Annotated in this window: 10 protein-coding genes; all 10 read left to right on the top strand. The window is 32.9% G+C overall.

The genetic code is table 11. The features are described from left to right. The first annotated feature begins 24 nt into the window (after window positions 1-24). Window positions 25-1,902 carry a sodium:solute symporter family protein gene (locus tag WG945_RS04440; protein WP_068452015.1) on the top strand — a complete coding sequence of 626 codons (1,878 nt, stop codon included), beginning with the start codon at window positions 25-27 and terminating at the stop codon, window positions 1,900-1,902. A gap of 35 nt (window positions 1,903-1,937) precedes the next feature. After that, window positions 1,938-2,903, top strand: a complete 966-nt coding sequence (locus WG945_RS04435) for a glycoside hydrolase family 130 protein (protein WP_068452012.1) — start codon at window positions 1,938-1,940, stop codon at window positions 2,901-2,903. Between the two features lie 75 nt (window positions 2,904-2,978). Continuing rightward, window positions 2,979-4,052, top strand: a complete 1,074-nt coding sequence (locus tag WG945_RS04430; RefSeq protein ID WP_068452008.1) for a carbohydrate-binding family 9-like protein — start codon at window positions 2,979-2,981, stop codon at window positions 4,050-4,052. 5 nt (window positions 4,053-4,057) lie between these two features. Beyond that, on the top strand, window positions 4,058-5,194 hold the full coding sequence (locus tag WG945_RS04425) for a glycoside hydrolase family 18 protein (protein ID WP_068452004.1): 1,137 nt from the start codon (window positions 4,058-4,060) through the stop codon (window positions 5,192-5,194). Window positions 5,195-5,219: 25 nt separating this feature from the next. After that, a complete protein-coding gene (locus WG945_RS04420; protein WP_068452002.1) occupies window positions 5,220-6,338 on the top strand; it encodes a family 10 glycosylhydrolase in 1,119 nt (372 codons plus the stop codon). 46 nt (window positions 6,339-6,384) lie between these two features. Beyond that, on the top strand, window positions 6,385-7,698 hold the full coding sequence (locus tag WG945_RS04415) for a sugar MFS transporter (protein WP_068451999.1): 1,314 nt from the start codon (window positions 6,385-6,387) through the stop codon (window positions 7,696-7,698). Between the two features lie 63 nt (window positions 7,699-7,761). Next, entirely contained in the window at window positions 7,762-10,008 is a 2,247-nt protein-coding gene (locus WG945_RS04410) for a GH92 family glycosyl hydrolase (protein ID WP_068451996.1), read from the top strand. A 12-nt stretch (window positions 10,009-10,020) separates the two neighbouring features. Continuing rightward, complete coding sequence (locus WG945_RS04405) at window positions 10,021-11,040, top strand: N(4)-(beta-N-acetylglucosaminyl)-L-asparaginase (protein ID WP_068451994.1); 1,020 nt, start codon at window positions 10,021-10,023, stop codon at window positions 11,038-11,040. Window positions 11,041-11,143: 103 nt separating this feature from the next. Then, window positions 11,144-13,474 (top strand): family 20 glycosylhydrolase, encoded by a 2,331-nt coding sequence (locus tag WG945_RS04400; RefSeq protein WP_068451991.1) that lies wholly within the window; start codon window positions 11,144-11,146, stop codon window positions 13,472-13,474. Between the two features lie 10 nt (window positions 13,475-13,484). Continuing rightward, window positions 13,485-14,795 carry an alpha-L-fucosidase gene (locus WG945_RS04395; protein ID WP_068451988.1) on the top strand — a complete coding sequence of 437 codons (1,311 nt, stop codon included), beginning with the start codon at window positions 13,485-13,487 and terminating at the stop codon, window positions 14,793-14,795. The last annotated feature ends 9 nt before the right edge of the window (window positions 14,796-14,804 follow it).

Genomic DNA, 14,804 nt, shown 5'->3' with positions numbered 1-14,804 from the left:
TAATCAACTAATAATTACCCTCTAATGAATATAATAGATATTTCAATTATAGCAATTTACATTATTCTAACACTGGCTGTTGGAATTTGGATTTCCAAAAGAGCATCTAAAGGATTAGATTCTTATTTTTTAGGAGGTAAATCTATAAAATGGTACTATTTAGGGTTAAGTAATGGCTCTGGAATGTTCGATATTTCTGGAACAGCCTTAATGGTAGGTTGGCTTTTTCTATATGGAACAAAGAGTTTTATGTTGATGTGGCTTTGGCCGATATGGAATCAGATTTTTATTATGATGTTCCTAGCCGTTTGGATTAGACGCTCTAATATTATGACGGGGTCTGAATGGATTTTAACACGTTTTGGTGATGATAAAGCAGGACGGGCATCTCATAAAATTGTAGCACTGTTTGCTGTGGTTGCTGCCATTGGTTTTATTGCCTACTTTTTTGAAGGTGTAGGTAAGTTTATGACCGTTATTTTACCTTGGGATATGACTTTTATAATAGGTGCTTCAGAAATTTTAACTTCAGAGCAATCTTATGCACTAATTATAATTATTCTAACTACTATTTATACAATAAAAGGAGGGATGTTTTCTGTAGTGGCAACAGAGGTTTTACAATACGGAATAATGGTTATTGCGGGTGTTTTGGTTGCAGGCTATACTTTTATTGCTTTTAGTGATATAGAAATTACAAGTGTAATTACAGAAGAGTGGAAAAACGTTTTCTTCGGATGGGAGTTAGATACACATTGGGATTCTAAGTATCAAAAATTTAATGATTTGGTAGATTCCGAAGGGTATAAAATGTTTGGAGCTTTAATTGGTATGAGTCTTTTTAAAGGATTCTTCGCAAGTATTGCTGGTCCAACACCAAGTTTCGATATGCAACGTATTTTATCAACAAAAACAGTAAAAGAAGCTGCTTACATGAGTGGTTTTACAAATTTGGTATTGTTTATTCCGCGCTATTTATTAATTGGAGGTGTTGTAGTTATTGCGTTGGTAGTTTTAGCACCCCAAATGGCAGCTAATCCCAATTTTGTAGGTGGAGATTTAGAAATTTTACTACCACAAGTAATTAATTTTCACGTTCCTGTAGGTATTAAAGGATTGCTTTTAGCAGGTCTTTTAGCTGCTTTTATGTCTACCTTTTCCGCATTTGTAAACGCAGGTCCTGCATATATTGTTAACGATATTTATAAAAAATATTTTAAACCAGAAGCAACGGATGATCACTATATTAAAGCGAGTCATTTGGCTTCTTTTGCAGTGGTAGGATTGGGTGTTTTTATGGGCTTTTTTGCAGATTCTATTAACTCACTAACTTTATGGATTACAAGTTCTTTATTTGGTGGTTATGTAGCAGCTAATTTTTTAAAATGGATTTGGTGGCGATTTAACGGATGGGGATACTTTTGGGGAATGTTATCTGGTTTAATTATTGCCAGTTTGCAATTTTTATTAGATCAAAATAAAGCACATTTTACAGAAGGCTCACTTTTATATGACTTGTCTAATGTTTCTGCTATTTACTTATTCCCAGTCATATTTGGTTTTTCATTACTTGGTTCATTTTTAGGAACCTTTTTAACGAAACCTACAGATATAAAGGTTTTAAAAGCATTCTATACAAATGTACATCCTTGGGGATTTTGGAAACCGGTATTAAAAGAATTAAAGAAAGAGAATCATAAAATTGAGAAAAATTCCGAATTTTGGTTAGATATGTTAAACTGTGCAATTGGTATTGTTTGGCAATCTAGTATGATTGTATTGCCAATCTATTTTCTAATAAGAGATTACCCGAAAGCGTTTATTTCTTTAGGTGTATTTTTGGTAACTTCTATTATTTTGAAGTTTACATGGCTAGATAAAGTGAGAAAAATTCCGAATTAAAAATAATAAAATTGACATTAAATAATAAAGAAAATATGAAATCAATTCCTTGGCAAGATAAACCAGAAGGTTGTAATGATGTAGTTTGGAGATATTCGGAAAACCCTGTGATAAACAGGTATGACATTCCATCTTCTAACAGTATTTTTAACAGTGCTGTTGTTCCTTTTAAAGATGGTTTTGCAGGTGTTTTTAGATGTGATAACAAAGCAGTACAAATGAATATTTTTGCTGGTTTTAGTAAAAACGGAATTGATTGGGATATCAATCATGAACCAATTGAAATGCAAGCAGGAAATACCGAAATGATAGAGTCTGATTATAAATACGACCCACGTGTGGTATTTATTGAAGATAGATACTGGATTACTTGGTGTAATGGTTATAACGGGCCAACAATTGGAATTGGGTATACCTTCGATTTTAAAGAATTTTTTCAATGTGAAAATGCTTTTTTACCTTTTAATAGAAACGGTGTTTTATTTCCGCAGAAAATAAATGGTAAATATGCAATGTTAAGTCGCCCAAGTGATAATGGACATACTCCGTTTGGTGATATTTACATTAGCTACAGTCCAGATATGAAATATTGGGGAGAACATCGTTGTGTAATGAAAGCAACACCTTTTGAAGATAGTGCGTGGCAATGTACCAAAATTGGTGCAGGTCCAATTCCTATTTTAACAGAAGAAGGTTGGTTAATGATTTATCACGGAGTAATAAATACGTGCAATGGGTTCCGTTATGCAATGGGATCGGCCCTTTTAGATGAAAATGAACCAGACAAAGTTAAATATAGAACGCAACCTTATTTATTAGGACCAGCAGAATCATATGAAACTACTGGAGATGTGCCTAATGTTGTGTTTCCTTGTGCTGCGTTGCACGATGTAGAAGAAGATAAATTAGCTATTTATTATGGTGCTGCTGATACAGTGGTAGCAATGGCTTTTGGTAAATTGAGTGAAGTTATTCAATATACAAAAGAACATAGTTTATAAATAGGCATAGGCTTCAGTTTGTGTTATGAATAATGAGTGGATAATTGGCTTTAGCCAAACTTAAGAATATTAGAAATGAGTTTAAAATTAAAATATTTAGCATCTTTATTTTGTTTGATTTCGATGACATCTTATGCCCAAGAAATAAAGACCATTATACCAGAAAACTATATTGCGTATCATAGCTCTGAATCAATTACTATTGATGGAAATGAAAATGACGTTTCTTGGAGCAAAGTAGACTGGTCAGATCCTTTTATAGATATTCAAGGAATAAAAAAGCCAACCTATAAAACCCAGATTAAAATGCTTTGGGACGATACGTATTTTTACATTTTAGCAAAAATGGAAGAGCCGCACGTTTGGGCAGATATTACAGAACATGATGCTATTATTTTTCATAATAACGATTTTGAAGTTTTTGTTGATCCAGATGGAGACACACATAATTATTATGAAATAGAAGTAAATGCAATCAATACCATTTGGGATTTATTTATTACAAAACCCTATAGAGAACAAAATAATGTTGTTTTAAATGATTGGACCGCAACCGGAATGAAAACTGCCATTACCATTGATGGTACTTTAAATAACCCAAATGATACAGACAAAGGTTGGACTCTTGAAATGGCAATTCCTTGGAGTATTTATAAGAAATCTTATTTTGAAAAAAATGTTCCTAAAGATCAGTTTTGGCGTGTGAATTTTTCTAGAGTAAATTGGGATTACCAAATTACAGATGGTAAATATGAACGTAAAAAAGATGCGTACGGTAAGCATCTTCCAGAATACAATTGGGTTTGGTCTCCACAAGGAGTCATTAATATGCACGAACCAGAAAAGTGGGGCTATGTTTATTTTTCATCTAAAGAAGTTGGTGAAAAAGATACGTTTGAAGTTTCTAATGATGAAAAAATTAAATGGGAATTGTATAAGTTGTACCGTGCTCAAAAAAAATATTTTGAAACAAATAAAACATGGTCAACTTCTATTAAAAAAATAGCTTCCTCTGCAATAATTGTAGATGGAAAAACAATAAAACCAACGCTTATTAATCATCGTTTTGGTTGGACTATTTTTGTAAAGAGTCCATTTTCAAATAAATTGATGACGATAAAAGAAGATGGTACTTTTGTAAAAAAATAAATAAGATGAAGTTTATAAAATACATATTCCTTTTGCCGTTGTTTTTTGGATGTAATAAAACTGCAGAAAAACAAAATAGTGTACCGCAAGAAAAGCAAAATGAAAATTATAAAATAATTGGTTACGCAGCAGGTTATGAAGACTATGATTTCTCTAAAATTGATGCAACTAAATTAACACACATCAATTTTGCATTTGCAAATATTGTAGATGGTAAAGCAAAATTTGAGTTAGAGACAGATAAAGCAAAAATTGCGACGTTGATATCCTTAAAAAAACAAAATCCAACTTTAAAAGTATTGTATTCTGTTGGCGGTTGGGTTTGGTCAGATCAATTTTCTACGATGGCAGCTTTTGATAACTCTCGAATAAAGTTTGCCGAAAGTTGTGTAAACTTATTAATAGAACATGGCTTTGATGGAGTAGATTTGGATTGGGAATATCCAGGTCAACGTGGAGAAGATAACCCTTTTCGTCCTTCAGATAAAGACAATTTTACCTTGCTTTTAGCAGAGATTCGAAAAGCTTTAGATGATGAAGGGAAGAAGAATAATTCCCATTATTTGTTAACCATTGCTACTGGATCTGACGACACTTACATAGAACAAACTGATTTGGGTGAAGCACATAAATACCTCGATTTTATAAATGTAATGTGTTACGATTTTTATCAAGGTTGGTATTATCAAACGGGGCATCATGCAAATTTATATCCTTCAGAAAGAGATGCAGACAATGTAAATAGCGGAGTAGATGCTATGGAAAGACATTTGGAAGCTGGTGTGCCAGCAGATAAATTAGTGATGGGGATTCCTTTTTACGGAAGACAATGGAAAAAGGTGAGCTCTACAGAAGATGGTTTAAATGAGCATTCTCAAGAAGGGGGTTATATTGTGTCTTACAAAGAACTTAAAGAAAGAATTGCTAAAGGAAAATATAAAGAAATGTACGATGAATCTGCAAAAGCTTCCTATTTATGGAGTGAAAGCGATAGTACATTTGTTTCTTGGGAAACGTCTAAAGATATTCAATTAAAAACAGCATTTATAAAGGAAAATGGTTTTGGTGGAGCGATGTTCTGGGAATATAGTTTAGATAAAGATCAAGAGTTATTAAACACACTTTTTAAAGGATTAAAATAATTTTAACGTATAAAAACAGGTTTTTATGAAGACAAAATTCACATTATTTGTTTGGTCTATTTTTTTAATAGTAGGCTGTAATCAAGTGCAACAAGAAAAAGAAGTGAAATCTTCTGATATTTCAGCAAAGAAAGTTGATGAATTTACTTTTGGTACTTGGATAACTTCTAATAAAGAGAAAACAAATGAGACTTATAAGTCTGAATTTAAAAAATATAAAGCTGGCGGAATTGATGAAATTTTAATTAATACAGGAACAGATCCTAAAGAATTAGAACGTTTAGTTCCTATAGCAAAGGAAGAGGGTTTAAATGTACATGCGTGGATTATGGCTGTAAATCGTCCAGGAGATACGGTTGCATTAAAACATCCAGAATGGTATATGGTAAGTAGAGATGGTAAATCTTGCTTTGATACAAGACCGTATGTTGGGTATTATCAATGGCTGTGTCCTACAAGAACTGAATCTAGAAATCATATTTTAGGCTTGGTAGAAGATTTGGCAAAAGTAGAAGGAATTGAAAGTGTACATTTAGATTATATCCGTTTTCCAGATATTTTTTTACCTATTGGATTACTTCCTAAATACGACTTAGTACAAGATACAGAAATGGCAGAATATGATTTTTGTTATTGTGATGAATGTATCAATGCTTTTGAGAAAATTCACCATAAAAATCCAAGAGAAAGTAAAAATACAGCCATTGATATGGAGTGGAAAAACTTCCGGTTAAATGCTATAAAATCCATTGTAGATGATGCGTATAAGCTAGTACATCAGTACAATAAAAAATTAACAGCAGCAGTATTTCCGTATCCAGAAATGGCAGACCACATGGTACGTCAGCGTTGGGATAAATGGAATATTGATGAGGTATACCCAATGATTTACCATGGTTTTTATAATGAAGAAATAGATTGGATTGGTTATGCTACCAAACAGAGTGTTGCTGATGTAGAATCAGAAAATATTGCAGTTAATACGGGTATTTATATTCCACCATTCACATCATCAGCAGAACTAAAACAAGCAATTATTTTAGCAAAAGAAAATGGAGCAAAAGGGGTTACCTTTTTTGATGGTCCACAGTTAACTGATGAGTACTTAAAAGCTATTAAAGAAACCAAAGATAGTTTTAAATAGAAATTAGTAAATCATTGTACGTTTTAAATAGTAAAAAAATAAAATTATGACGGATCAAAAATCCTATCGCTCAGCATTTATCTTATTAACGGTGTTATTTTTCCTTTGGGGATTTATCACTGTACTCGTAGATAGTTTGATTCCTCGTTTACGAGAATTATTTACATTAACTTATTTTCAAGCAGGTTTGGTGCAGTTTGCATTTTTTGGTGCCTATTTTTTATTGTCTATTCCAGTAAGTTATATTTTATCTAAAATAGGATATAAAAAAGGAATTATTTTGGGGTTATCAACCATGGCTTTAGGGTGCTTATTGTTTTATCCAGCAGCTTCATATCGTGAGTTTGGTATTTTTATGTTGGCATATTTTATTTTGGCAGCAGGTATGACTGTTTTACAAGTTGCAGCCAATCCTTTTGTAGCTGTATTAGGTTCTGAAGACGGAGCATCTAGTCGTTTAAATCTTTCTCAAGCATTTAACTCTTTAGGTACTGCAGTAGCACCTGCGGTTGGTGCTTTGTTTATTTTAAGTGATGTTATAAAAACCAAAGATGAAATTGCGGAATTAGAAGGAGCTGCAAAAGAAGCTTACTTAACTACTGAAGCAGCAGCAGTGCAAACTCCTTTTTTAGGGTTGGCTGTTTTTATAGGAGTTATAGCAATCATTTTTCTGTTTGCAAAATTACCAAATATGATTTCAGAAACTTCTTCAGGAACATATCGAGAGGCTTTTAAAAACAAGAAATTAATGCAAGGAGTTTTAGGTCTCTTTTTTTATGTTGGGGCAGAAGTTGCTATTGGTAGTTACTTAGTAAACTATTTCTTAGACATGAATCTTGTATCGGTTATTAAAGAAAACGGATTTATGAGAACCATTGCAGAAGGCATTTTAAACTCTGGATTGGTAGAAAGAGATGACAAAGCAGTTGTAGGTGTTTTTGTAACATTTTATTGGTCTGGTGCAATGATTGGTAGGTTTGCAGGTGCATATCTTACCAGAATTATAAAACCAGGAAAAGTGTTGGCTATTTTTGCCACCATTTCTATTTCCTTAATTATTTTATCAGTGAGTACTGTTGGTTTGGTAAGTATGTGGAGTATTTTGGCAGTTGGTTTATTCAACTCTATTATGTTTCCAACCATTTTTACCTTAGCTATAGATGGTATAGGACACTTAAAACCAAAAGCATCAGGTTTATTATGTACTGCTATTGTTGGTGGGGCAATTATTCCTCCAATGTTTGGTTTCTTAACAGATTATATCGCATTTAAAAATGCATTATTGTTAATTATACTTTGTTATGCGTATATCGTTTGGTTTGGTTACAAAAACGGTAAAGCTCAAGTAGCGGTTGTATAGTTCGTTTAACTGGTTAACAAGAAGTATTTCTATTTAAAAATAAATATTTTAGAATAAAAGTGAATGAAAAAGATTTGTTTTATAGCGCTATTGTGTATTGTTCTTTTATCACAATGTAAAGAGCCCCAAGATGTATTAGTTCAATCTAAATTGATCAGTTTTGTAAATCCGTTTATAGGAACAGATGGACCAGGTAATACTTATCCAGGTGCAACGGTTCCCTTTGGTATGGTACAGTTAAGTCCAGATATTGGTATTCCTGGATGGGATAGAATTGCAGGGTATTTTTATAAAGATTCTATAATTTCTGGTTTTTCTCACATGCATTTAACAGGAACAGGTGCCGGAGATTTGTATGATATTTTAGTAATGCCAACCAACAGCAGATCCTCTAAACGGATAGAAGCTAATAACTTTAAACCTTTTTCTAGTTTTAAACATGCTAAAGAAACTGCGTCTCCAGGATATTATTCGGTAGATTTATTAGATTATGGAATTAAAGCCGAATTAACCACTACAGAAAGAGCAGGTGTTCATAGGTATACTTTTCCAGAAGATAAAGCTACTCAGATTCATATAGATTTAGGCTATGCTTTAAATTGGGATAGCCCAACGGAAACTCATTTTAGGGTTGTTGATAATACTACTATAGAAGGATATCGAAAATCTACAGGTTGGGCAAAAGACCAGCGTGCGTATTTTGTAATAAAAGTATCTAAACCATTTGAATCGTATCAATTATATAAAAATGATACCATAACAACATCGCCTGTTACCGCTAAAAATTTAAGAATTAGTTTAAATTATGCTACTACAAAAGAGGAACAAGTCATTTTAAAAACCGGCGTATCAACGGCAGATATTAAAGGTGCTTATAAATCTTTAGAAGTAGAGGCTCCTCATTTTAATTTTGATGCTATTAAAGATGAAGCTGAAACCAAATGGGAAAATGAACTTAGTAAAATAGTTATTACTACTAAAGATGAAACTCAAAAACGAATTTTTTACACCATGCTGTATCAATCTATGTTGGCACCTACTTTGTTAAGTGATCATAATGGAAATTACAAAGGTGCAAATGATAGCATTATGAAGGCCGAGGGATTTTATAGGTATGATACCTTTTCATTATGGGATACATATCGGGCTGCACATCCATTGTACACTGTTTTACATCCTAATCGGGTTTCAGATATGGTAAATTCACTTATTGCTCATTATGAGGAAACAGGGTTGCTGCCAGTTTGGTCTTTGCAAGGAAACGAAACGAATATGATGATTGGTTATCATGCAGTTCCTGTAATTGTAGATGCTTATTTTAAAGGTATTAAAGGTTTTGATACCGCTTTGGCATATGAAGCATGTTTAAAAAGTGCCAAAGATAATTCTAGGCAAATTAATGAATACATGGCGTTGGGTTATGTACCTGTTGACGAGCAACATGAAAATTGGTCGGTTTCTAAAACATTAGAATACGCTTATGATGATTGGTGCATTGCTCAATTTGCAAAAGCCATTGGAAAGATTGATGATTATGAAGTATTTTTAAAAAGATCGGAGAATTGGCGTAATGTTTACGATTCTAAAAGTAGGTTTATGCGTCCAAAATTAAAGGACGGTTTGTTTATTAAAAACTTTGTTCCTAAAGAATATTCACCTTATTTCTGTGAAAGTAATGCTTGGCAATATTTCTGGTCGGTTCAACATAATATCGAAGGGGTAACAGATATTATAGGTGGTAAAGATATTTTTGAAAAAAAATTAGATTCAATGTTTACTTTAGATCCGCTTCCAGAAGATAAATTACCCATTTTTAGTACCGGAATGATTGGACAATATGCACATGGAAACGAACCAAGTCATCATGTAGCTTATTTATATAATTATATTGATAAACCATGGAAAACTCAAAAATTGGTGCGTCAGATATTAGAAACACAATATAAAAATGAACCAGACGGACATTGCGGAAATGAAGATTGCGGACAAATGTCGTCTTGGTATATTTTCAGTGCTTTAGGTTTTTATCCTACAAATCCAGCACAAAGCGTTTATGCTTTTGGTTCACCAATTGTAGATACTGCTTTAGTTCATTTAGAAAACGGGAATACATTTTCTATAGAGGTTCTAAACAATAGTTCAGACAATAAATACATACAGTCTATTTCATTAAATAACAAAGTAATAGAACGAAATTACATTACACATAAGGAAATTATGAACGGTGGCGAATTGATTTTTACGATGGGAAGCACTCCTAATAAGAATACTAAAAACTCAATGGCTTTAACCTCAAAAATGTATCAATAAAAAAAACAACGCATGTCAGATAGAAGAAATTTTATAAAAAAAGCAGCTTTAGGAACAGTAGGTATTAGTGCAATTTTAAGTTGCGATAAGTCTGTAGAGACCAAATCTGAAATTACGGGAAGCACGGAAATTAGTAAAGGATCTAAACCGATTATAATTTCTACTTGGAATCATGGTTTGCCTGCAAATGAAGAAACTTGGAAACAATTAAAGGAGGGTAAACCTACGGTTGATGCTATTGTAGCAGGAATGAATATTCCAGAAGCAGACCCAAAAGTAAGAAGTGTAGGTTATGGCGGATTTCCGGATAGAGAAGGAAAGGTAACTTTAGATGCTTGTATTATGGATCATAACAGTAATTGTGGTTCGGTTTCCTTTTTACAAGGAATTAAGCACCCTATTTCAGTAGCTAAAAAAGTAATGCAAAATACACCGCATGTAATGCTTGTTGGAGAAGGAGCTTTTCAATTTGCATTGTCTGAGGGGTTTAAGGAAGAAAACCTACTAACAGCAGAAGCTGAAAAAGACTGGAAAAACTGGGTTGAAGAATCCAAGTATAAACCAGTTATCAATATGGAAAATCACGATACCATTTCTATGTTGGTTGTAGATAAAGACGGTAATATTTCTGGCGGTTGTACTACAAGTGGTGCTGCTTGGAAAATGCATGGTCGTGTGGGAGATTCACCAATAATAGGAGCAGGATTGTTTTTAGACAATGATATTGGAGCTGCTGCTGCAACAGGTTTAGGAGAAGCTGTTTTGCGTACCGCAGGAAGTGCAATGGTAGTTGAGTTAATGCGCCAAGGAAAATCTCCTTATGAAGCTTGTAAAGAAATTGTAGAACGCATTTATGCGAAACATAAAAACCATAAAGATATGGAGTATTTACAAGTTGGTTTTATAGCTGTAAATAAAAAAGGTGAACATGCGGGCTACAGTTTGCGATCTGGATTTAATTATGCGGTTGCAGATGAAAAAAGTGGCAATAGAATGGAGGATGCCTCATTTAAAATGTCTTGGGATGATTAAAAAACGGGACAGTAAAGATAATAATGTTTAGAAATAATTTTTTACACAAAACGAGTAGCGTAAACCAACTTAATAAAAATTAATAATATAAAAACCGGTTAGAATGAATGTATTTAAAACGATGTTAGTTTTGGTTTTAATAGCCATAACATCATCATGCAAAAAAAGTAAAGAAGCAAAAGTTTTCACAACAGAAGATATTACTGTTATTCCGAAACCGGTAGCATTAAATTTAGAACAAGGATCGTTTGAATTTACTGGCAAAACAACATTTGTAACCACAGATGCTTCTCAAAAAGAAGTAACTAAAGTTTTAATTGATAAATTTAAGAATGCTGCAGGGTGGACGCTTAGTATCTCTGAAAGAGCTCCTGAAAATAATTTTATTCAATTTACGGTAGATGAAAATCTAGAGAAGGAAGCATATAAGTTAGAAGTAAATTCTAGCCGAGTAATCATTAGTGCTAATGGAAACGCAGGTTTTCTTTATGGAATAGAAACGCTTAGACAATTACTTCCTGTAAGTATTGAAAGTGAGAGCGTAGTTTCTAATGAACAATGGCAAATACCAAATCTTAGTATTACAGACAACCCTCGTTATAAATACAGAGGGTTAATGTTAGATGTATCACGTCATTTTTTTGAAATTGATTATTTAAAAAAGACCATAGATCGTTTGGCAATGTTAAAAATGAATGTGCTTCATCTACATTTAGTAGACGACCAAGGTTGGAGAATCGAAATTAAAAAATATCCAAAATTAACAGAAGTTGGTGCTTGGAGAGTAGACCAAGAAGACAAACATTGGGATGGTAGAGATGAAACTTCACCAGATGAAAAAGGAACTTATGGTGGTTTTTACACGCAAGACCAATTAAAAGATTTAGTAGCGTATGCAGCAACAAAAAATGTTGAAATTATTCCTGAGATAGAAATTCCTGCGCACGTATCTTCTGCAATTGCAGCATATCCAGAATTATCGTGTCATGAAAGACCAATTGGTGTTCCTTCTGGTGGTGTTTGGCCAATTACGGATATTTATTGTCCAGGAAAAGAGCATACATTCGAGTTTTTAGAGAATGTTTTAGTAGAGGTAATGGATATCTTTCCATCAAAATATATTCATGTTGGTGGTGATGAAGCAACAAAAACCAATTGGGAAAAATGTGCTGATTGTAAAAAAAGAATGCGTTCAGAAAAATTAGAAAATGTAGAAGAGTTACAGAGTTATTTTATCAAAAGAATGGAACGTTTGATAAACTCTAAGGGAAAACTTTTAATTGGTTGGGATGAAATTTTAGAAGGTGGTTTAGCGCCAGAAGCAACTGTAATGAGTTGGAGAGGTGTTGCCGGCGGACTAGAAGCAGCAAAACAAGGACATGATGTTATTATGACACCGGGTTCTCATTGTTATTTTGATCATTATCAAGGGCCACAAAACGAAGAGCCTTTGGCTTGGGGAGGTTATACTCCGTTAAGTAAAGTGTACACTTTTGATCCTATTGTAGGAGGAATGACAGAAACAGAAGCAAATCATGTTTTAGGCGGACAAGCAAACCTTTGGTCTGAACAAATTAAAACAGAATCTCACTCAGAATATATGATTTTTCCAAGATTGGCTGCATTGTCAGAAACACTTTGGTCAACAAAAGAATCTCGTAATTGGGAAGATTTTTCATTAAGAATGACTAGCATGTTTAAACGTTATGACGTAATGGATATTAATTATGCAAAAAGTGCATTTTTGGTGATGGAAGATGTAAAAATTAATATGGATACAGAGGAAGTTACTTTAGTGTTGAACAATGAGTTTACATATTCAGATATTCGTTATACATTAAATGAAAACAAACTATCAGAAAATGCTATAAGATATACAACACCTATAAAAATTGATAAAACAACAGAGGTTCATGCATCATTATTTAAGGATGATAAACCAGTAGGCGTTGCATTTAATACCACTATTAAGTTTCACAAAGCTGTAGGGAAAAAAGTAACGTTTAAAGAAATTTATGATGATAGATACCAAGGAGAAGGAGAGTTTGGTTTGGTAAATACCTTGCGTGCAACAAAAAATTATACAGACGGTCATTGGCAAGCATGGTTAAAGAAAGACATGGAAGCTGTGGTAGATCTGGGTGAGCAAACTTTAATAAAAGAAGTAATTGTAGGTACTTTAGAAAATCAAGGTCCTCAAATTTATTTTCCAACAGCGGTAACTGTTTTTGTTTCTAGCGATGGTGAAAATTATACAGAAGTGGGTGTAGAAAAAAGAGCGTATGCTAAAAACCCTTCGTTCGATTTAAAGGATTTTAAAGTTTCTTTTGAAGCACAATCTGTTCGATATGTAAAAGTGATTGCTAAAAATTTAGGGAAAACACCTAAAGGAGGAAACGCATGGTTATTTGTAGATGAAATTTTAATAAAATAAATAATTAAGTATGAAAGTAAAAGGAGTTTTTTTAGCTATTTTATTTGTTCTAATGACATCAAAAAATGTATCTGCCCAAATAAAATATGAGCCAACGAAAAGTAATTTGGAAGCTCGTCAATGGTTTGAAGATGCTAAGTTTGGGCTATTTATCCATTGGGGTGTTTATAGTATTTTGGGGGCTGGAGAATGGGTAATGAACAATCAAAATATAGCAATTGATGCTTATGAAAAATTACCATCTTTTTTTAACCCCACAAAGTTTAATGCAGAAGAATGGGTGCAGATTGCAAAAAATGCAGGAATGGAATATATTACGATTACAACAAGACATCATGACGGTTTTTCTATGTATGATTCTGAAGTGTCGGATTATAATATTGTTAAAAAAACACCTTATGGAAGAGATATTATAAAAGAATTGTCAGAAGCATGTAATAAAGAGGGGATCAAACTTTTCTTTTATTATTCGCTAATAGATTGGCACGATGATGATTACTTTCCTAGAGGAAAAACGGGGAATGGAATAGATGGAAGAAAAGAAGGTAACTGGAGTGCTTATATCCGTTTTATGAAAGCACAATTAACGGAGTTATTGACTAATTATGGAGAGATTGGTGGAATTTGGTTTGATGGTGATTGGGACAAGAAAAATGAAAACTGGCAGTATGATGAAATTTATGAATTAATTCATGACTTGCAACCGCAATGTTTAATTGGTAACAATCACCATGGTCTTCTAAAAAATGGTGAAGATTTTCAAATGTTTGAAAGAGATTTACCAGGTGAAAATAAAACAGGTTTTGGAACTCAAAAATCAAATATAGGTAAATTACCTAAAGAAGTTTGCGCAACCATTAATGGATCTTGGGGGTTTAATTTGCAGGATAGAATGCATAAATCAAAAAAAGAGCTCATTCATTATTTAGTTAGAGCATCAGGTTTTGGAAGTAATTTATTATTAAATGTTGGTCCTATGCCAAATGGTAAAATTCAAGAAGAACATATAAATTCTTTGGCTGAAATAGGAGATTGGTTAAAAATAAATGGCGAAACAATTTATGGAACTAAAGCTGGAATTATTCCACCTAGTACTGATTGGGTTTCAACCCAAAAAGGAGGTGTGCTGTACCTTCATGTATTAGAAAATAAAACAAAACCTTTTATCATTTCAGGTTTTAAGACCCGGATTAAATCTGCCAAATTATTTTCTAACAAAAGAAAAATTAAGACTAAACATACTAAAGATGGTTTACAAATTGAGATTCCTGAAGCAAGCCAAAATGAAATTGATACTATTATAGAAATTATTTTGAAATAAAATTAAATC

The organism is Polaribacter atrinae (assembly GCF_038023995.1).
In the GTDB taxonomy this organism is placed as follows: domain Bacteria; phylum Bacteroidota; class Bacteroidia; order Flavobacteriales; family Flavobacteriaceae; genus Polaribacter; species Polaribacter atrinae.
Note: the sequence above shows the minus strand (reverse complement) of the source record. Positions and strands in the feature narration are given on the sequence as shown.